Here is a 21,259-nt window from a genome sequence, read left to right on the forward strand (position 1 = left end):
AACCTACTGCTTTCCGGGTCGGGAATAAACCTAAATAGTGTAAAGATCTTAAGAATAGTAGAGTTTTCCGCTGCTTGCGCAGATTCAACTGGCGATAAAAACAGCAGTCAGTGCTTGACCATTTCAAACATGTGCGGCAATTTGGCATACAAACACATACAAAATATCTATAACAATAAACGGCTTATTCACAACATGACGCCAACGTTGATGAACTGACGGCAGGGGCAGAAATGGCAGGTTTGGTCTTTAAAGCGCTGATCGGCGCACTGGTCGTGATCCTGATCGGAATACTCTCTAAAACACGTAACTATTACATTGCCGGGCTGGTGCCGTTGTTCCCGACTTTCGCTCTGATCGCCCATTATATAGTCGGCACTGAACGCAATATCGAGGCACTGCGCACCACCATCATTTTCGGCCTGTGGGCCGTCATCCCGTACATGGTGTATCTGCTTTCCTTATATTTTTTCATCGGTTCGATGAAATTACCTTACGCTCTCATTGCCGCCGTCGCCTGCTGGTCGCTGGCCGCCTGGGCACTGATCAGCCTGTGGACTCGTTTTCACGCCGGGTAAATCGGTTTATTAAGATTACGTGGCAATATCGTTCACAAAACACTCAAACGCCAAAATTGCGCTACGCTGAATGAAGACTGTCAGCTGAGGGAATCCGCACCATGGATCTCGCCATTTTTGAGCTCGACCATACCCTGATTTGTGATGACAGCCACAACCTGTGGCTGCACTGGCTGATTTCTCAGGGTTATGCCTCTTCGGATGAACTCAGTCATTACCGTCTGCATGCCTTGCCTGCACAAAATTCAGTCGCCGGAGGACAGTTTTCCCCGCAATCTGCCGCCCATTACAGTGATTATCTTGCCCGTGCCTTTGTCCCGATGAGCGGTCTGAGTTGTCCGACCGTAGCAAACTGGGTTCAGCGGTTTATTCACCGCGATATCATGCCGCGTGTGTATCCGCAGGCACGTGAAAAGCTGGAGTGGCACCGGGCGCGCGGGGATGAAATCCTGATTGTCTCGGCCTCCGGCGAACATCTGGTGAAACCGGTGGCGAGACGTCTTGGCGCACAGGCGGGTATCGGGTTAAAGGCGGGCGTCAGCAATCAGCGGTTCAGCGGTGTGGTGGAAGGCCATCTGATGTTTCATCAGGGTCGCCTCGACCGGCTGAAACTCTGGCTGGAAACCTGCAAGCCCGATGCTTATCAGCAAATATTTGCCTACAGCCACACGTTATACGATCAGCCTTTGCTGGAATTTGCCGACGTGTCGACGGTGATTAATCCCGGCGAGGCGCTGCAAAATATCGCGGCCGAAAAGGGCTGGCATTCTCAGCACTGGCCGCGCTATCCACATCTGCAACAGACCGCCTGCTGAAGCAAGATGTTTTATCTACAGACCATAATCACGGATAAACGCTTCGCTTTCCCGCGCTATCTCATCGCGGACAAACTCGATGAATTGGGTCAGCGCAGCGGAACGCCGTTTTCCAGCTGGTGACTGCAACTGCAACGTCCGCTGATTTAGCTGTTCAATGTTTACCGGTTTGACGCGCAGATTGTCGCGGCGCGCTTTATACATAATGGAAAAATGGCTGCATGCCGCAATTGCGCCGGGCGTATGCACCATAAAATCGTATAACACAGAGAAACGGTTACAGCTCACCGCCGGTTCGAGAAAAACGCCGCTCATCCGGCATGACAAATCAAACAGCTGACGGATGGTGCTGCCCTGCTCGTTCATCGCCAGCGGATACGGATGTAAGTCCGTCAGTTGCACATCCTTTGCAGCCAGCGGATGATCCGGTCGCATTACCATCCTCACCGGTGCGGGAAAAGAGGCCATAATATCCACGCCGCGCTCGGCCACCAGACTGAACTGCAAGGCGAAGTCCACTTCCCCCTTATGGATCATTTCCGACACTTCCACCGCCGTACCGACATTGAGGTAAAACATCACGCCGGGATGATCGTGTCTGAACTGTGAAAACAACTGCGGGAGCAGATCAAACGCCAGCCCGTCGGTACAGGCCATGCGGATCACCGTGCGGCGTACCGCATTCAACCCCTGAATTTCCGCTATCGCATGTTCCATATCCATCATGCTTTTACGCACGTGGTTTTCGAGGATCTGCCCGGCATCATTAAGCACCATCCCGCGGGCATGACGTTCAAAAAGCGGCGCACCGATGCGCTCTTCCAGCCGCTGGATCTGGCGGCTGATGGCAGATACGGCGACGAATAATTGCTTACTCGCCCCGCTCAGTGACCCCGTATTTGCTACCGCCAGAAAATAGCGGATCTCCGAACTTTGCATGACCTTATTGCCTCATAACTGTGCAGATGAGCATTACAATAAAAGCAATGCTAAGTTGCAATTATTATTATTGTGGCAACGCTTGCGCAGCGCTTAGAGTGAAACTGCTAAAAAAACCAACAATAAATCCTCAAAACAATTACAAGCAGGTTTCATATGACAGCGGAAAATATCGTTGAACAGGCGCTGGCCTGGTTCGATCAGGGTGAATACAAACGAACTCTGGCACGCAGGGTCGCTATTGCGACTGAAAGCCAGAGTAATCAGCGCGACGCAGAACTGGCACGCTATCTCGATGAAGAGATCAAACCGGCACTTTCCGCGATGGGTTTCAGCCTGCTCAGCGTGGAAAATCCTCATGCCGCACACCGTCCTTTTTTGATTGCCACGCGCATTGAAGACAGCAAACTGCCAACCGTACTGAGTTACGGCCATGGTGATGTGGTGTTTGGCGACGATGAAAACTGGCGGCAGGATTTATCGCCCTGGGAGCTTAAAGAGGAAGGTGACCGCTGGTACGGACGCGGCAGCGCCGACAATAAAGGCCAGCACAGCGTCAACATTGCCGCGCTGGAGCAGATTTTCAAAGCCCGCGGCGGCCGCCTGGGATTCAACTGCAAACTGCTGTTTGAAATGGGCGAAGAAATCAGCTCTCCGGGGCTGGCTGAACTTTGCCGTGATTATCATGAAGAACTGAGCGCCGATATTTTTCTGGCCTCGGACGGTCCGCGTCTGAGCGCAGAACGCCCGACATTATTCCTCGGCTCACGGGGCGCGGTGAACTTCCGTCTGACGATTAACGCACGCGACAATGCCTATCACTCCGGAAACTGGGGCGGTCTGCTCACCAATCCGGGTACGCAACTGGCGAATGCGCTGGCGTCGCTGGTGAATCAGCACGGTCAGTTGCAGATTGCGGCTCTGAAACCACCGGCGGTCAGCGAGGCTATCCGTGAGATCCTCAGTGATGTCGATGTGGGTGGTGGTGCCAGCGATCCGCAAATCGACCCGAACTGGGGCGAGGCGGGTCTGACGCCAACCGAGCGTTTGTACGCGTGGAATACGCTGGAAGTGCTGTCGTTCCTGACCGGCAATCCGCAGCGCCCGATGAACGCGATTCCGGGCAACGCTACAGCAGTTTGTCAGCTGCGGTTTGTGGTCGGCACCGACTGGCAGAATCTGGCGCAGCACGTACGCGCACATCTGGATGCTCACGGTTTCCCGCAGGTCGATGTGGAATTTGTACGCGGCTCACCGGCCACCCGTTTTGATCCAACCGATCCGCTGGTCGGCTGGGCGCTGGATATCATGCAACACACAACCGGCAAAAAACCGGCACTGCTGCCAAATCTGGGCGGTTCGCTGCCTAATGATGTCTTTGCCGACATTCTCGGTTTGCCGACGCTTTGGGTTCCGCACTCTTATCCGGCCTGCGGCCAGCATGGCGTTAACGAACATATGCTGATTTCCGTGGCCCGCGAGGGGCTGGCCATCATGACTCATCTTTTGTGGGACCTCGGTGAGCGCGGTCCCCGCCTGCTTGAACAGCATCTTGCCCACGCCGGAGGCGCCAAATGAGCCAGTTAAGCGCCACTTCTCAACATGCAGGCTCAACGGCAGAAAAGCCCAGCCTGATGAAAACTTTGTTCGCGACCTGTATCGGTAACGCACTGGAATGGTTTGATATCGCCATTTACGGCTTTTTCGCCAGCTATATCGCCCATGCGTATTTCCCGACGTCCGACCCGACAGTCTCCCTGCTGCTGGCATTTGGCAGTTTCGGCGTTTCATTTTTGATCCGCCCTTTGGGTGCCATTGTTCTGGGCGCTTACGCCGATAAACACGGTCGCAAAGCCTCGTTGCTGATGTCCATCAGTCTGATGATGATCGGCGGGCTGATTATCGTTATCACGCCTTCTTACGCCACTATCGGCATGGCGGCACCGCTGCTGATACTGGCCGCCAGGCTGATTCAGGGGTTTTCCGCAGGCGGGGAATTCGGCAGTTCGACGGCGTTTCTGGTCGAACATTTTCCGGAGCGTAAAGCGTTTATCGCCAGCTGGCAGTTCGCCACGCAGGGTGCCAGCACACTGCTGGCCTCGGCTTTCGGGCTGGGTTTATCCGCCGTCCTGAGCGAAACGCAGTTACAGGACTGGGGATGGCGTATTCCGTTTATTTTCGGTCTGCTGATCGGGCCGGTCGGGTTGTATATCCGCCGCCATATCAAAGAATCGGAAAGCTTCAGTAAAGCCGAAAAGACGGCCTCTCCGCTCAAAGAAATCGTGCGTTCACAGAAAGGTCTGTTCTTTACAGCCATCGGTCTGATGGTGGTGTCTACCGCCATTAACTACATGCTGAACTACGTGCCGACATACGCGACCAAAACGCTGCATCTGCCTGCTTCCGCCGGATTCAGCGCCACGCTGGCCGCCGGAATTATTCTGACGGTAGTCACGCCGTTTATGGGGTTGTGGGCAGAGAAAATTGGTCGCCTGCCGCTGATGTGGGGCTCATTGATTCTGTTGCTGCTGACCATTTATCCGGCGTTCTGGCTGATGCTGCAATACACGTCGGCGATGTCATTGCTGCTGCTGATTAGCTGGCTGGCACTGCTGAAATCGGTGTATTTCTCTACCGTGCCTTCGATGATGGCGGATTTGTTCCCGATAACCACCCGCGCCAGCGGCATGGCGATCAGCTACAACGTTGCGGTGACTGTTTTCGGTGGTTTTGCACCGTTCATCTGTACGCTGCTGATCTCCGCCACCGGCAGCAGTCTGGCACCGGGTTACTATCTGATGGTTGTCGCCCTGCTCAGCGTCTGGTCACTATTTAAAGCACAAAAAACTCAGCGCTGATTTCGCCTCAGCAGCACTCAGCGGCGGGATATCCTGTTGCTGAGTGTTACTTTTTTCACGTCGCTTAATCACTGAGCGTGGCCTATAGTCTTAGCCAGAAAGATGTACATCTTCTGTTTTCCCCTATTAAAAACAAGGAGTTCCGGATGCTCACTCTATGGGGCCGCGCAAATTCAAGCAATGTCAAAAAAGTGCTGTGGCTGCTCGATGAACTGAATGTGACCTTTCAGCACATCAATGCCGGCGGCGTGTATGGCAAAAACAATGAACCGCTTTATCTGTCGCTAAACCCGAACGGGCTGGTGCCTTGTCTGCAGGACGACGATTTCGTGTTGTGGGAATCCAATGCCATTCTGCGCTATCTGGCAGAACGTTCCGGCGAAGAAGCCTTCTGGCCGGACAATCTGCAACAACGGGCAGCGGCGGATAAATGGCTGGACTGGTGCAGTAACTCGCTGACCGTACCTTTTCGTCAGGTGTTCCTGACGCTGGTGCGCACGCCGGAAGCAGAACGCGATATGTCGGTAGTCGCGGCGGGGATGGCCGCATTTGAAAAATACTGGGCGATTGCCGACGCCGTGCTGGCGAAGCAAAAATGGTTCTCCGGTGAGCAGTTCGGCATCGGTGATATTCCGGTTGCCTGCTACGCCGATACCTGGTTCCGTCTTGATATTGAACGTCAGCCGCATCCGAATCTGGAACGCTGGTATCAGCAACTTCAGCAGCGTCCGGCTTTCTGTAAGCGCGTGATGCTGCCCCTGAGCTGACCGGTCTTCGCGTCGGTTGATCCTGGTTTCGATTTAACCTGCAAAAGGCGGTCATTTCTCACCGCCTTTTCTCATCAAATAACCTCAGCTTTGCGGTGCAATTTTCAGTAACTTGCCATCGCTCTCATCCGTCAGCACATACACAAACCCGTCGCTGCCGATCTGCACTTCGCGGATACGCTCTTTGCGATCGCTAAGCAGCCGTTCCTCATGAGTGACTGTATCGCCGTCAAGCGTCAGGCGGATCAGTGATTCACCCGCCAGCGCCCCGACGAAAAGCGAGTTTTTCCACTGCGGGAATGTCTGCGCGTTATAGAACGCCATTCCGCTCAGCGCAGGCGATACCTCCCAGTAGTAAATCGGATCTTCCGCGCCCGCCAGCGTCGTCCCTTTCGCTTCAGGGATCGGCTGACCGGAATAGTTAATCCCAAACGTCGCCAGCGGCCAGCCGTAGTTTTTCCCCGGCTGCGGTAAATTCACTTCATCGCCACCGCGCGGCCCGTGTTCGGTTTCCCACAGCGCCCCGCTCCACGGATTGATGGCCAGCCCCTGCGGATTGCGGTTGCCGTACGTCCAGATTTCAGGCTTCGCATTCTTGTCGTGCACAAACGGATTGTCCTGCGGTATGCCACCTTCCGGCGTGAGACGCAAAATCTTGCCCTGTAACTGATTCAGATGCTGGGCATTAATGCGCTGATTGTTATCGCCGGTGGACAGATAAATATTGCCCTTATCATCAAACGCCATGCGACCGCCAAGATTGATACCGCTTTGCAGGGCCGGTTGCTGAATGAAGATCACTTTAAAATTGCTCAACGTTTTATTATCCGCCGACAATGTGCCGTAGCCGAGCGCAGCATGAGGTTCGCCCTTTTCACCCGGCTGCGAGAAGGTCAGATACACCCGACGATTGCTGGCAAAATCCGGCGATAAACGCACATCCCACAAACCGGCCTGTCCGCTGCCCCAGACGCGCGGCACGCCCTTCAGCGGCGAAGAAAGCCCGCCGTCCGGCTTCCATAAACGAAGCTGTCCGCTACGTTCGGTGATCAGCGCGCCCTGATTATCCGGCAAAAAAGCCAGCGACCAGGGATGATCTAAGCCATTCGCCAGTTCCGTCACTTGTGCGCCAGCCTGTGACGGCGGAACAGGGGATTTCGGCGCGGCACCGGCGTGAGCGGATATCAGGACAAGGGTAAAAACAGGCAATAATGTGTCGCGGAAAGAAAAGGACATAAGGCTTCTCCCGGAGGCATTGTTGAGAATGAAATTCAGAGGTGAAGTTTCAGTTTAGGCCATGTGACTGATTTTGCTGCGCGACGGTTCGCTCCCTATAACCAGCAGGAATAACACCTGGCCGAAATATAATAACAACAAGGCATTCCCTCTTTCTTAACATACCGGTAAACTGCCCCAACAGAATAGACGTCTGGACAGACAGACTTCTGTACATCCTCACTTGAAAATGACACCAGAAAAACCGCGTCCGACGGACATCTTTAATAATAAGAGCAATATAATGAGAACAGAATAATGAGAAAAATATCCGCATCCCTGCTGGCATTGAGCCTGTTTTCATCTGTACCCGCCTTCGCTGCCGCTGAAACGCCAGCGCCCGTTCCGGCGGCCATTGCCCAGCACAACGGTCCTGTCCGCATCGCGGTTATCCGTAATCTCGGCTCCGACGACAACACCACCCAGTTTCTTGCCGGTGCCATCAAACAAGGCCGCGCGCTTGGGTTTAAAGTCGATACCTTCCTGAGCAACGGCGATGACGCCAAATTCCAGGATTTCGTCAATCAGGCCATCAGCCAGAAATACGACGGCATCATCCTTTCGCAAGGTCGCGGACCTTACTCTGAAGCGCTGGTGAAACGCATCGCCGCTGCCGGTATTGCGGTGTCTGCCTTTGATACCGAAGTGCCGGAGAATATTCCAGGCGTCACGGTGACTCGTCAGGACGATGCTTCGCTGGCAAAAGCGTCTGTGGGTCAGCTGGTGAAAGATTTCAACGGTAAAGCCAATATCGTTAAATTGTGGGTAGCCGGTTTCCCGCCAATGGAACGTCGCCAGAAAACCTACGAAGCCATTCTGAAAGAGAATCCGGGTATTCATCAGCTGGAGTCTATCGGCGCGGTGTCATCTGACGTCCAGGGCGATACGGCGAACAAAGTCGGCGCGATACTGGCGAAATACCCGAAAGGTCAGATTGATGCAATCTGGGGTGCATGGGATGCCTTCAGCCAGGGCGCATATAAGGCCCTGAAAGAGAATGGCCGTACTGAAATCAAACTCTACAGCATCGACGTGTCGAATCAGGATCTTCAGCTGATGCGCGAAAAAGGCAGCCCATGGCAGATGACCGCCGCTGTCGATACTCAGCTGATCGGCGCCGTGAACCTGCGTATCGTGGCCCTGAAAATTGCCGGTGAGAAAACGCCTGCCACTTATGAATTCCCGGCACAAACCATTCCTCAATCCCTGTTGCTCAGCCAGCCGGATGGCATCAACGTGACCGGCCTGAGTAAAATCATTCCGGGCTGGGGAAAATCTGAAGATTTCACTGCGCCGTGGTTTGCGACGCTGGAAGCAAAATACAAAAAGTAACCGCCTCAGACCTCCCGGAAACGGGAGGTTTTCCTCCGCTGTTCAGTACTTCACCCGTTTGTTCCGCTCAACTTTTCCCCGTTTGCCCCGCGCGATCACAGAAATAAAGAAACATAATTTCAGAAACAAAAATCTCAATAGCCTCAGCGCCTTGTAAACGTTAAAACTCCTACTCTCCCATTTCATACGGACATTGAAGCAATGAGTACTGAGATCCTTTCGGTCAAGGAAAAGATTGGATATGGATTAGGCGATGCGGCCAGTCACATAATTTTCGATAACGTCATGCTTTACATGATGTTCTTTTATACCGATATCTTCGGCATTCCGGCCGGTTATGTCGGTACCATGTTCCTGCTCGCCCGCGCGCTGGACGCAATTTCTGATCCCTGCATGGGATTACTGGCCGACCGCACCCGCACCCGCTGGGGGAAATTCCGTCCTTACGTACTGTTCGGTGCTATCCCGTTCGGTATCGTCTGCGTCTTTACCTACACCACGCCTGAGCTCAGCATGACCGGCAAAATGATCTACGCCGCCATCACTTATACGCTGCTGACGCTGATGTACACCGTCGTGAATATCCCTTATTGCGCGCTGGGTGGTGTGATCACCTCTGACCCGACACAGCGTATTTCGTTGCAATCGTATCGCTTCGTGCTGGCCACCGCCGGCGGGATGCTGAGTACGGTGCTGATGATGCCGCTGGTGAATTACATCGGCGGTGAAGATAAAGCGCTCGGCTATCAGGGGGGGATCGCGGTACTGGCAATTGTCGCTGCCATCATGCTGGCGATCTGTTTTGCGACCACCAAAGAGCGTGTCGATCCGGGCAAACCTACCGGCACCATGCGCGAAGATTTGCGTGATATCTGGCACAACGATCAGTGGCGCATTGTCGGCCTGCTGACCATCCTCAATATTATGGCGGTCGCGGTTCGCGGCGGCGCCATGATGTATTACGTCACTTATATTCTCGGCAATCCGGTGCTGTTCGCCTGGTTCCTCGGCGTGTATTCGGTCGGTAACCTGTTCGGCAGCGCACTGGCTAAGCCGCTGACTGACTGGAAATGCAAAGTCAGCGTGTTCTGGTGGACCAACGCTATTCTGGCGGTGCTGAGCATCGGCATGTTCTTCCTGCCGGTGAACGGCAGCGTACTGATGTTTATCTTCATCTTCGTCATCGGTGTTCTGCACCAGCTCGTGACGCCAATCCAGTGGGTGATGATGTCCGACACCGTCGATTACGGCGAATGGAATGACGGCAAGCGTCTGACGGGTATCAGTTTCGCCGGTACCCTGTTTGTGCTGAAACTCGGTCTGGCACTGGCCGGCGCGATGATCGGCTGGATGCTGGCAGGTTCCGGTTATCAGTCTGGTGCCACTACTCAAAATGCGGCCACCATGACCAGCATTATCGCGTTATTCACTCTGGTTCCGGCAGTCTGTTATCTGCTGAGCGCCATCATATGCAAACGCTATTACATTCTGCGCACCCCGCTGCTGCGCCGCATTCTTGATGAAGTGGCTCAGGGCATCCGCCGTAATCAGCAAGAATTTATGAAATGAATTTGTTTTTGAAAAACTGAAATTGATTTAACTGAACATGCCCAAAATCATTCGTGCTGAATCAAAGCGGCAACTGAGTAAATCCCCGGGAGCATACACAGGTATGTGACCGGGGTTGGTGAAGGCAGCCAACGCAGAGTCAGCGCGAAGGATGAAGGGCTAAAGGAGGAATTCATTATGAAAATCAGTGACGGTAACTGGTTGATACAAGAGGGTTTGTTGCTGACACATCCGCTACAGGTGTTTGAAGTGCAGCGCTCAGGCAACGACATGGTGATTTATGCCGCGCCGAAAGATGCGTCAGAGCGTGCCAGTCAGCTGGATTCACCGCTGTTTACGCTGCGATTTTTCTCGCCGCAAACCGGTGTTATTGGTGTGCGCATTACCCACTTTGACGGCGAAACCGATAAAGGCCCGCACTATCCGCTGCTGCAATCCGACACACCGGAATTGCGGTTTGAAGATAACGAGGAATTCGCTGCTTTGCACAGCGGTGACCTCTGTGTGCGTGTGACCAAAGGCAATAACTGGACGCTGGATTTCCTGCGCAATGGCCGCCGGATAACCGGCAGCGTCGCCAAATCTAATGGCTACGTGCAGGACGCGAACTCGCAGAAAACCTACATGATGGAGCGTCTGGATCTCGGCGTCGGCGAAACGGTCTACGGCCTCGGCGAGCGTTTCACCGCACTGGTTAAAAACGGCCAGACTGTTGAAACCTGGAACCGCGATGGCGGCACCAGCACGGAGCAATCTTACAAAAACATTCCGTTCTATCTCACCAACCGCGGCTACGGCGTGCTGGTGAATCATCCTGAATGTGTATCTTTTGAAGTGGGCTCGGAGAAAGTCTCTAAAGTGCAGTTCAGCGTCGAAGGCGAGTATCTGGAATATTTCGTCATTGATGGCCCGACGCCGAAAAAAGTGCTCGACCGCTATACCCGTCTGACCGGCCGCCCTGCGCTGCCGCCTGCCTGGTCATTTGGTCTGTGGCTGACGACCTCTTTCACCACTAATTACGATGAAGCCACGGTGAACAGCTTTATCGATGGCATGGCTGAACGCCAGCTGCCGTTGCACGTTTTCCACTTCGACTGCTTCTGGATGAAAGCCTTCCAGTGGTGTGATTTCGAGTGGGATCCTCAAACTTTCCCGGATCCACAGGGCATGTTGCAGCGCCTGAAAGCGCGCGGTCTGAAAATCTGTGTGTGGATCAACCCGTATATTGGTCAGAAATCACCGCTGTTCCATGAAGGCAAAGAAAAAGGTTATCTGCTAAAACGTCCGGACGGTCGCGTGTGGCAATGGGACAAATGGCAGGCCGGAATGGGAATTGTGGATTTCACTAATCCGCAGGCCTGCGAATGGTATGCAGGACATCTGAAACGTCTGGTGGATATGGGGGTGGACTGTTTCAAAACCGATTTCGGCGAGCGCATCCCGACCGACGTGGTCTGGCATGATGGCTGCGATCCGCAGAAAATGCACAATCACTACGCATTCGTATACAACAAACTGGTGTACGAAACATTGCAGGACAAACTCGGCGCATCTGAAGCCGTGCTGTTCGCCCGTTCAGCATCGGTCGGTGCCCAGCAATTCCCGGTTCACTGGGGCGGTGACTGTTACGCTACCTACGAATCCATGGCGGAAAGCCTGCGCGGTGGGTTATCTATCGGATTGTCTGGCTTCGGTTTCTGGAGCCACGATATCGGTGGATTCGAAAATACCGCTCCGGCGCACATCTACAAACGCTGGTGCGCTTTCGGCCTGCTATCAAGTCACAGCCGTCTGCATGGCAGCAAATCCTATCGTGTGCCGTGGGTCTATGACGATGAAGCCTGTGATGTCGTGCGCCAGTTTACGCAACTTAAATGCCGCCTGATGCCGTATCTGTATCCTGCGTCTTCACAGGCAGCCAGCCACGGAACGCCAGTCATGCGCGCCATGATGCTGGAATTCCCGGAAGATCCGCCCTGCGATTATCTCGACCGCCAGTATATGTTGGGCGATGATTTGCTGGTTGCTCCGGTCTTCAGCGAAGAAGGCGACGTCGATTTCTATCTGCCGCAGGGTCGCTGGACGCACCTTCTGAGTAACGAAGTCGCAGAAGGTTCACGCTGGCATCGTCAGCAGCACGGCTTTGACAGCCTGCCGCTGTATGTCCGCCCGAACACGTTGCTGGCACTCGGCAGTAACGACCAGAAGCCGGATTACGATTACAGCCAGCAAACCGAATTCCATCTGTTTGAACTGGAAGACGGTGCGGTAGCGGAAAGTGCCATCACGGATCTGAACGGGAAAACTGTTTTCAACCTGAAAGCCGAACGGCGGGATGGCGTGATTACAGTGACCCAGGAGGGCCAGGCTGCAGGATGGACACTGTGTCTGCGTAACCTGAGCACCGTGGGTGAAATCAGCGGCGCACATCAGAAAGCGGGTTCACAAGGAGTCGTGCTGACACCCACCTCGGACTGTCGGGAATTGGTGATTACTTTATAAATTTTATCATTTCACAGCCCCGCGACTCTCTTGAGTTATGGACTGACCCCATAAAGTTGGACAGTTCATGTTAAGCGGCTTTCAGGGCCTGGGTTCGGTATTCTACCGGACTCAGGCCTTTTAATTTCAGGCTTATTCTTTCGTTGTTGTAGTAATGGATATACCCCTCTATCGCCTCCCTCAGTTCCCTGAGACTCCCGAACTGGCTCAGGTAAAAACACTCCGATTTCAGCGTACCGAAGAAGTTCTCCATTACAGCATTATCCAGGCAGTTTCCTTTACGCGACATACTTTGCGTTATGCCCTCTGCCTTTAATTTTGCCTGATAGGCTGCCATTCGATACTGCCAACCCTGATCCGAGTGCAACAACGGGGCATCTTCTGGACTGAGCTTTGCGAACGCATCACGCAGCATGGTATTCACCATTTCCATCACCGGTCTTTCCGACAGGCTGTATGAGATGATTTCCCGGTTAAAAAGATCGAGAACCGGTGACAGGTACAACTTTTTACCCTGTATCGAGAACTCTGTAACATCCGTAACCCACTTTTCGTTGGCTTTTGATGCACTGAAGTCCCGACTCAGGAGGTTGGAGGCTGCCTTGCCCGCTTCCCCTTTCCAGGCGCGATATTTCTTCACCCTGATAAGCGACCGGAGCGACACCTCTGCCATCAGCCGCTGTACTGTTTTATGGTTCACCAGCAGCCCCTGCTTTCTCAGTGAGAGCGTGATCCTGCGGTAACCATAACGCCCTTTATGATGGTGGTATATCTCTCTGATTTTGTCTTTCAGTCCGGCATGCCTGTCCACTCGCTTCAGCGCGTTCATATTGTGATACCACGTACTGCGGGACATCCCCGCTGCACGCAGAAGGTCACTAAGCGCATAATTACGCCTTAGCTCACTGATTATTGCGGCTTTTTGCCGTTTTTCTCGCTTTGAACTAAGGCCTTTAGCTTTTTTAGGTAGGCATTCTCTGCACGCAGGTAACGGAGCTCAGCCCGCAGCTCTTCGGGAGATAACTTTTCCAGCGCCTCATCGGTAAGTGGGGATGCTTTTTTGGGTTTTGTCATGCCTTTGCTCCGGCCGGGTTTTATGCTCAGAAGTCCATTCTCACCAGCGTCTTTGTAGACATTAACCCAGTGCCGGACGACGGTCTCGTTTGAGATATTAAACCGTGCGGCAGCTTCGCGCATTGAAAGTTCTTCACCGAGAACAGTCCGGACAACAGCAATCCGGAATGCCGGAGAATGGCGGTCATTTTTCCAGGTAATGCCATCAATACCGTGTAATTGCCAGGCTCTGACCCAGCGACGAACGGATGTTCTTTCGACACCAAAACGTTCTGCGGTCCGTTGTGTCCCGTCATTGCCGTAGAGGTAATGGCTGACCACAGCCATTCTGGTTTCGAGGGTATATTTTGGCTTCGCCATAAAAAACTGCACCTTACTCAGTTGGGTGTCCAACTTTTGGGGTGCAGTCCATTACGGGGCTTTTTATTCCCGTCAATTCTACCCGTCACTCATTTCGGCTCATCGTTATAAAACAAATCATTCTTTTCTTCTTCATCTTATTTTACGTGCACGTTTCACTGGCAATGAAATAATAAAACATCTCGGTTACTCCAGCGGAAATCCTTTCTTTTTTAAACACGACTCAATATTTAAATACCCTTGCCGCGCCGTTAAGGATGCCAATATGAAATATAGATTTTATTTTTCTTTGCTGCTGGCCTGTTGTGCAGGAATATCGGTACCGTCCGTTCAGGCTGCTGACGGACAGGCTAATGTGGTGTGTAGTTTCAGTCATATGAAACCGGATGACGCCATATTAATGCCCGGAATGCCAGGCATGGCAATGTCCCATGATTTTGTGGGCAACCGCTCCACCGATGCCTTCTCTACGGCAGAAAGCCTTCTCCTGCATTCTGGTACAACCTGTAATAACGCGGCGGACAGCACCGGTTATTGGGCGCCGACCATGATGTTACCTGATGGTCAGGTGGTGAACCCGGCCTACATCAAAATTTATTATCAGGCAAATAATGTTGCACAGTACCCTATTACCGCTTATCCACACGGTTTGCAGTTACTGGCGGGTGATCACCGGGGCTCGGGGCCGAATCCTCAGGTTAATTTCTTATGCGCAAATGGCAATGGTTACACCCACACCGCCGACCAGACCTGCGGCCTGCGCTCCGCTGGCGACGCCGTGCAGTTCAATATTGCTGTGATGTTCCCTAACTGCTGGGATGGTGTCAACCTGAAAGCCAAGGGCACGAAAAATGCCGTCTACAGCGACAATTCAGGGAAGTGTCCGGCCGATCATCCTGTCAAAATTGCCTCAGTGAATATGAACATTGCGTATGTCCTTCCTCAGATCCAATCGCTGGATGTCAGTAAAATCAAGTTATCACTGGATCCTCAGATGATTGACGGTCAGCTGACACCACTCTGGGGCAGTATTTATACCGCACATGGTGATTTCATGAATGGGTGGACAGAAGATGCAACCAAATTCATGGCTGACCGTTGTATGAATTATTCTATGGAATGCTCGACGAATATCCCTTACAGCTATACCGATGCAGAAGCTGATACCTATGTCAGCAATCAAACCGATGCCGAAAACAATTATGGCAGTGTCCCGACATTATTAGTGCAGGATGACTGGAGAAACTCCAGCCGCGATTATCATAAACAAATGCTGGCATTAATTAAATTCAAAATCCCCGCTTTACCGCCAAATGTGGATGATTACCCCGGCGTAAGCTTTAAATATAAAATCCGCATCTATAATGGAAATATCTCTGACACCAGTGCCTTTACTATTTTCTTCTACCCCACCACACCTGATGGCTGGGATGAAAATACAGTGAACTGGAATAACAAACCGTCATTCAAATATACTGCGGATGCCAGTTTGTATATGGATAACGTTCAGCAATTCCGCTATGTCGATGTCGATAAAGCCGTCCGTGCAGCTATTGCTGCAGGGCAAACCGAAGTGGCGTATTACATAGGCGGCGAACGCACCGGCCGCATCATCAGTGTCGAAGCAAAAGAAAGCGGTAAGCCGCCGGTTCTGATGCTGGCCGGTTATCAAAAAGTCGTCGAACCTTAAAAAGCGGAAGGTCTGCCTTGCCCCGTTGCCCTCACAACGGGGCTTTTTTTATGTGGTTTCTAAACGTCCTGATAGACACTTTCGCCGTGAATACTCCGGTACTCTTTCGGCGTCATTTCGTAGCCTTTTTTGAATACCGAATAGAAGTATTGCAGCGACGGATAGCCGCACATCTGCGAGATCTCATTAATTGAAATCGACGTCGCCGCCAGCAGATTGCGCGCCCGGTCGAGTTTCTCTTCGTGGATCACCCCGTGGATTGTTTGCCCGGTTTCATCTTTAAAGCGTTTTTCCAGATTCGAACGCGACATCCCGATGGCATCAAGAACCTGCTCTACCTTAATCCCTTTACAGGCGTGATAACGGATGTAGTGCATGGCCTGGATAACCGCCGGATCACGCAAAGAACGGAAATCAGTTGAACGGCGCTCAACCACTTTCACCGGTGGCACAAGAATGCGCTGTAACGGTAAATCGCGCTGATCCAGCAACTGATGCAGGAGCTTTGCCGCCCGGTATCCCATCTGCCGCGTGCCTTGCACCACGGAAGACAGCGCCACGCGTGACAAATATCGTGTCAGTTCTTCGTTATCAATGCCGATCACACTGAGCTTTTCCGGCACCGGAATATTCAGATGCTCGCAGACCTGCAACAGATGGCGTGCCCGGGCATCGGTGACGGCAATAATGCCAGTTTGCTGCGGCAAGGTCTGGATCCAGTCGGCCAGCCGGTTCTGCGCGTGCTGCCAGTTTTCCGGCGCGGTTTCCATCCCCTGATACACCACCCCCTGATATTGCTCAGCCGATACCAGTTTTTTGAAAGCGTGTTCGCGCTCCTGTGCCCAGCGTTTCCCCCCCGCATCAGGTAAACCATAAAATGCGAAACGGTTGATACCTTTCTCTTTGAGGTGCATAAAGGCCGCTTCAACCAGCGCGTAGTTGTCGGTGGCGATGTAATGCACTGGCGGATAATCGTCTTCCTGATGATAAGAACCGCCGACGCCCACTATCGGAACATTTAGATCCTTGAGCAACGTCTCGATTTCTCTGTCGTCAAAATCAGCAATGACGCCATCGCCGAGCCAGTCTTTAATATTATCTATACGGCAGCGGAAATCCTCTTCAATGAAGATATCCCAGTCGCTTTGTGAGGCCTGCAAATACTCACCCACGCCTTCTACTACCTGACGGTCGTAAACTTTGTTAGCGTTAAATAACAGAGTGATCCGATAACGTTTCTCAAACATGCCTGTCTCTCACCGGTTTCTAATAGACTAAGCCTCATTCATTGCGCTAACTGAATGAGGCTGATTGCGTTGGTCAATAGCACAGCGCAATGGCTTAGGTTGATTTGGCATAGTGATTATGTGAGGTTCCTCAGGTTTTCCTGCATTGCCTCGCATAATCACCGCCACAGCGGAGGATTTATGCGCGTCTCTTGGTGGCCGAATCCATCCAGACCGCCAGCAGCAGGATCGCGCCTTTGACGATGTACTGCCAGAACGTTGGCACGTCCAGCATACTCATGCCGTTATCCAGAGATGCCATGATGAAAGCGCCCATTACGGCACCCGCAACACTCCCCACCCCGCCCGCCAGGCTGGTTCCGCCAATAACGCAGGCGGCAATGGCATCCAGTTCGGCAATATTACCCGCCGATGGCGAACCCGCGCCCAAACGTGAACTGAGGATCAGACCGGCGATAGCGACCATCAGTCCGTTAATCGCAAATACCGCCAGCTTGCTGCGTTCAACGTTCACGCCGGATAACCGCGCCGCTTCGATGTTGCCACCAATGGCATAAATACGACGACCAAATGAGGTGCGGGACGCCATAAACATGCCGCCCAGCATCAGCGCGACCAGAATCAGCACCGGCGTCGGCACGCCGCGATAGTCGTTGAGCAGATATATCGCACCCAGCGCAATGATGGCCGTCAGTGCCTGACGGGTGACATCGTTTTTAGCCGCGCTCACCGGCAATCCGAGAGCTGCACGCTGTTTACGCCGGTGCCATTGCCAGCCGATAAACAACGCCAGAGCCACCGCCCCGATACCAAAACCTAAGGTATCTGGCAGGTAGCTTTGACCAATCAGCGACATCGCAGGCGTCGTCGGCGACACCGTGGTGCCGCTGGTGATACCTATCAGAATGCCGCGAAACGCCAGCATCCCTGCCAGCGTGACGATAAATGATGGTACCTTACGGTAAGCCACCCACCAGCCGTTCCATGCGCCAAGCAACAATCCAAGCGCCAGCGTCACCACGATAGTCAGTGGCAACGGCCAGCCGAGCCAGACGTCAAAAATCGCCGCCACGCCGCCGAGTAAACCCATCATCGAGCCGACGGACAGGTCGATTTCCGCAGAAATAATCACGAACACCATGCCGACGGCCAGAATGCCGGTAATGGCGGTCTGGCGCAGCAAATTAGAAACGTTACGCGCGCTGATATACGCGCCGTCGGTGGTCACGCTGAAAAACACGATAATCACCGCAATGGCCGCCAGCATGACAAAAACTTGCAGGTTGATACTTTTCAGTTTTTTGACCGATAGCACGGCCTCTGAACCGCTCTCGTTGACGGCGGCGGAAGGGGTTCCTGGCTGGGGAAATTTAGACATAAGCTTCACTCCTCAATGCGGCTTCCATGACCTGCTCCTGACTTAAATTGTTATTTTCCAGGCAGGCTTTCACCTGCCCGAGATGCATCACCACGACGCGGTCACTCAGTCCAAGCACTTCGGGTAACTCTGATGAGATAACGATGATTGCCATTCCCTGTGCCGCAAGCTGGCCGATCAGTTTGTAGATTTCATGTTTTGCTCCCACATCGATTCCGCGTGTAGGTTCATCAAGAATTAAGATTTTGGGTTTCAGCAGCAGACAACGCGCCAGAATGGCTTTTTGTTGATTGCCGCCGCTGAGCCTTCCGATTGCCAGCTCGGGAGAAGATGTTTTAATTTTGAGTTGTTTCACCGATTCGCTGATGGTGTGCTGTTCCTGCGCTTCACGCAGAACACCGCCACCGCTGAACTGGCTCAGTGCTGCCAGCGTGATATTGCTGCCCACCGCCATCACCGGCACGATGCCGTCGCGTTTGCGGTCTTCGGGCACCATCGCCAGGCCACGGCGCATGGCATCACGGCAATCGGTAATCTGCACTTTATGACCTTCGAGCCAGACATCTCCTGACCAGCGCCCCGGATAAACACCGAAAAGGCACTCCATCATTTCTGTTCTGCCTGCACCGACCAGGCCTGCGACGCCCAGCACTTCGCCCTGACGCAGCGTAAAACCGGCATTATCCACCCGCTTTATGTGGCGATTCACCGGATGCCACGCAGTGAGGTTTTCAATGCGCAAAATTTCATTACCCATCTGCCGCTCACGCGGGGGGAATAACTCAGTGAGTTCGCGGCCCACCATCATAGCGATGATGTCCTTTTCCGACGTTCCGGCCGCATTGCAGGTGGCGATATGACGTCCATCACGGATGACGCAAAGTTTGTCGGAGATAGCTTTCACTTCGTTCAGTTTGTGGGAAATGTAAATGCAGGCGATATCGTGATGGCGCAAATCGCGGATAATATCGAGCAAAATCGCGGTTTCACTTTCAGTGAGAGACGCCGTGGGTTCGTCAAGCACCAGCAAACGCACCTGCTTGTTGAGGGCTTTAGCAATTTCAACCAGCTGCCGCTGTCCTAATCCCAGTTCGCCCACCAGCGTATGCGGATCAATATCGAGTTTGACCTGCGCCAGCATACGCTGACAACGCAGATACATTTTATCGGTATCGAGCAGGCCAAAGCTGCCCCACTCATTGCCCAAAAACATGTTTTCCAGCACGCTCAGTTGTTTTACCAGCGCCAGCTCCTGATGAATTATCGCAATCCCTTTTTGTTCAGTATCACGAATACCTTTTGCAGTAAGTCGTTCACCTGAAAAATAAATTTCCCCCTCAAAAGTTCCGTGCGGATAAATTGCGCACAACACTTTCATTAATGTCGATTTTCCGGACCCGTTCTCGCCGCACAGGGATAACACTTCGCCTGCGGCCAGCGTCAGACTAATATTATCAACCGCTTTTACCGCACCAAATTTCTTGGTGATATTTCGCATGTCCAGCAGGGGTAATTTTTCATATTGATCTGGCATGTTTACCTCCAGCAAAAACAACACGTCAAAAAGAAGTGTTGTTTTCGTAGAAAAATATTGAAAAATTAGAGATCTGATTTCTTATGGAAACCGTCAGCCACCACGGTGCTATCAATATTATTTTTATCCACCTGAATCGGTGTTAATAAATACGAAGGCACTTCTTTTTTACCGTTATTTAATGTCGCATTAGATTTTGGCGTTTCACCTTTACCTAACTGCACGGCAATTTCGGCAGCATCATTGGCCAGTTTGGTGATGGGTTTGTAAACCGTCATGGTCTGCGTACCCGCTTCGATACGTTTGATCGCCGCAAGATCAGCATCCTGACCGGAGATTGCGACTTTACCCGCCAGACCCTGTGCAGATAACGCCTGCACCGCACCACCGGCGGTCGCATCGTTGGAGGCGACGACGGCATCGATTTTGTTGTTGTTGGCGGTCAGCGCGTTTTCCATAATCTTCAGGGCATTTTCAGGCAACCAGCCATCAGCCCATTGATCACCCACCACTTTTATCTTGCCGTCTTTGATTAACGGGTTGAGCACTTTCATCTGACCGGCGCGGAAAAGCTTGGCGTTGTTATCCACTGGCGAGCCGCCCATCAGGAAATAATTGCCTTGTGGGACGCGTTCAACCAGGCTTTGCGCCTGAAGTTCGCCCACCTTTTCATTATCAAAAGAGATATAAAAATCAATGTCGGCGTTGTTAATCATGCGGTCATACGCCAGCACTTTTATGCCTTCCTGTTTGGCTTCGGCAATAACATTACTCAGCACTTGTCCGTTATAAGGAATGATCACCAGCACATCGACGCCACGGTTGATCATATTTTCAATCTGCGCCATTTGGGTTTCTTCATTACCATTCGCAGACTGAACAAAAACATCCGCACCGAGCGTTTTGGCTTTAGCCACAAAAATATCACGGTCTTTTTGCCAGCGTTCTAAACGTAAGTCATCAATAGCCATACCAATTTTAATTTCTTTCGCCAACCCTGACTGGCTGAAAAGCACTAATGCGGCACAGGCAGAAAGAATTATTTTATTCATTTTCATCATGTCAGACCTTTTATAAGAATAAGTAGAGGCAGATACAGAAGAGTTCGTACAGCAATGACACAAGGATTGTTGTCGCTGGGTAATTAATCGGCAATTGCAGATTTTAATCACTGCATTACGATTTTTTGTTTATTTCAGGAATTATGATGGGGATCATGGTTTGCCTGTAATACACGCACGATAAGACTTTTTATTGTCGTGACATCGTGGAAGTTTAATAAAAATCATGAAGAAAACTGCTTATTTATGCGATCTGCCGCACACTTAATAATTCTATTAA

The 21,259-nt window shown here is 52.3% G+C and carries 16 protein-coding genes; 9 read left to right on the forward strand and 7 right to left on the reverse strand.

What is annotated here, in order from left to right:
* The first annotated feature begins 233 nt into the window (after positions 1 to 233).
* Positions 234 to 578, forward strand: coding sequence for a GlpM family protein (locus tag CKQ54_RS16030; protein ID WP_112289388.1), 345 nt, complete (start codon positions 234 to 236; stop codon positions 576 to 578).
* Between the two features lie 101 nt (positions 579 to 679).
* Positions 680 to 1,393, forward strand: coding sequence for an HAD family hydrolase (locus CKQ54_RS16035; RefSeq protein ID WP_120163054.1), 714 nt, complete (start codon positions 680 to 682; stop codon positions 1,391 to 1,393).
* 15 nt (positions 1,394 to 1,408) lie between these two features.
* Here the strand turns inward: CKQ54_RS16035 and CKQ54_RS16040 are convergent, their stop codons facing one another.
* Complete coding sequence (locus tag CKQ54_RS16040; protein ID WP_120163055.1) at positions 1,409 to 2,332, reverse strand: LysR family transcriptional regulator; 924 nt, start codon at positions 2,330 to 2,332, stop codon at positions 1,409 to 1,411.
* Between the two features lie 156 nt (positions 2,333 to 2,488).
* On the opposite strand from CKQ54_RS16040, the gene CKQ54_RS16045 reads away from it, so the two are divergent.
* The 3 genes from CKQ54_RS16045 (at position 2,489) to CKQ54_RS16055 (ending at position 5,957) form a co-directional block, all read left to right on the forward strand.
* A complete protein-coding gene (locus CKQ54_RS16045) occupies positions 2,489 to 3,910 on the forward strand; it encodes a M20 family metallopeptidase (RefSeq protein ID WP_120163056.1) in 1,422 nt (473 codons plus the stop codon).
* Complete coding sequence (locus CKQ54_RS16050) at positions 3,907 to 5,190, forward strand: MFS transporter (RefSeq protein ID WP_120163057.1); 1,284 nt, start codon at positions 3,907 to 3,909, stop codon at positions 5,188 to 5,190. Before CKQ54_RS16045 ends, CKQ54_RS16050 begins: the two co-directional genes overlap by 4 nt.
* Positions 5,191 to 5,336: 146 nt before the next feature.
* Entirely contained in the window at positions 5,337 to 5,957 is a 621-nt protein-coding gene (locus CKQ54_RS16055; RefSeq protein ID WP_120163058.1) for a glutathione S-transferase family protein, read from the forward strand.
* Between the two features lie 84 nt (positions 5,958 to 6,041).
* Here CKQ54_RS16055 and CKQ54_RS16060 read toward each other — a convergent pair whose 3' ends face one another.
* Entirely contained in the window at positions 6,042 to 7,193 is a 1,152-nt protein-coding gene (locus tag CKQ54_RS16060) for a PQQ-dependent sugar dehydrogenase (protein WP_120163059.1), read from the reverse strand.
* A gap of 297 nt (positions 7,194 to 7,490) precedes the next feature.
* Here CKQ54_RS16060 and CKQ54_RS16065 point away from each other — a divergent pair, with 297 nt between their 5' ends.
* The 3 genes from CKQ54_RS16065 (at position 7,491) to yicI (ending at position 12,635) form a co-directional block, all read left to right on the forward strand.
* The gene (locus CKQ54_RS16065; RefSeq protein ID WP_120163060.1) at positions 7,491 to 8,564 is read left to right on the forward strand and encodes a sugar ABC transporter substrate-binding protein; all 1,074 of its coding nucleotides are present in this window, start codon (positions 7,491 to 7,493) and stop codon (positions 8,562 to 8,564) included.
* 201 nt (positions 8,565 to 8,765) lie between these two features.
* Complete coding sequence (locus CKQ54_RS16070; protein ID WP_120163061.1) at positions 8,766 to 10,133, forward strand: glycoside-pentoside-hexuronide family transporter; 1,368 nt, start codon at positions 8,766 to 8,768, stop codon at positions 10,131 to 10,133.
* A gap of 177 nt (positions 10,134 to 10,310) precedes the next feature.
* The gene (gene yicI, locus CKQ54_RS16075) at positions 10,311 to 12,635 is read left to right on the forward strand and encodes an alpha-xylosidase (RefSeq protein ID WP_120163062.1); all 2,325 of its coding nucleotides are present in this window, start codon (positions 10,311 to 10,313) and stop codon (positions 12,633 to 12,635) included.
* Between the two features lie 70 nt (positions 12,636 to 12,705).
* Here yicI and CKQ54_RS16080 read toward each other — a convergent pair.
* Positions 12,706 to 14,069, reverse strand: a protein-coding gene (locus tag CKQ54_RS16080; RefSeq protein WP_120349682.1) for an IS3 family transposase whose coding sequence is annotated in 2 segments (ribosomal slippage) — positions 12,706 to 13,580 and positions 13,580 to 14,069 — 1,365 coding nt in all. Because the reading frame shifts where the segments join, the coding sequence is not laid out codon by codon here.
* A gap of 265 nt (positions 14,070 to 14,334) precedes the next feature.
* Between CKQ54_RS16080 and CKQ54_RS16085 the strand changes: the two genes are divergently transcribed.
* Positions 14,335 to 15,759 (forward strand): CBM96 family carbohydrate-binding protein, encoded by a 1,425-nt coding sequence (locus CKQ54_RS16085; RefSeq protein ID WP_167459643.1) that lies wholly within the window; start codon positions 14,335 to 14,337, stop codon positions 15,757 to 15,759.
* Positions 15,760 to 15,818: 59 nt separating this feature from the next.
* Here CKQ54_RS16085 and xylR read toward each other — a convergent pair whose 3' ends face one another.
* The 4 genes from xylR to xylF form a co-directional block, all read right to left on the reverse strand.
* Positions 15,819 to 17,006, reverse strand: a complete 1,188-nt coding sequence (gene xylR / locus CKQ54_RS16090; protein ID WP_112289398.1) for a D-xylose utilization transcriptional activator XylR — start codon at positions 17,004 to 17,006, stop codon at positions 15,819 to 15,821.
* 178 nt (positions 17,007 to 17,184) lie between these two features.
* Positions 17,185 to 18,384 (reverse strand): xylose ABC transporter permease XylH, encoded by a 1,200-nt coding sequence (gene xylH, locus CKQ54_RS16095; RefSeq protein WP_120161450.1) that lies wholly within the window; start codon positions 18,382 to 18,384, stop codon positions 17,185 to 17,187.
* A complete protein-coding gene (locus tag CKQ54_RS16100; RefSeq protein ID WP_120161448.1) occupies positions 18,377 to 19,918 on the reverse strand; it encodes a xylose ABC transporter ATP-binding protein in 1,542 nt (513 codons plus the stop codon). The genes xylH and CKQ54_RS16100 overlap by 8 nt, the downstream gene beginning before the upstream one ends.
* 65 nt (positions 19,919 to 19,983) lie before the next feature.
* Complete coding sequence (gene xylF, locus CKQ54_RS16105) at positions 19,984 to 20,976, reverse strand: D-xylose ABC transporter substrate-binding protein (RefSeq protein ID WP_120161446.1); 993 nt, start codon at positions 20,974 to 20,976, stop codon at positions 19,984 to 19,986.
* Positions 20,977 to 21,259 lie beyond the last annotated feature (283 nt).

The organism is Rahnella variigena, assembly GCF_003610915.1.
Taxonomy (GTDB): domain Bacteria; phylum Pseudomonadota; class Gammaproteobacteria; order Enterobacterales; family Enterobacteriaceae; genus Rahnella; species Rahnella variigena.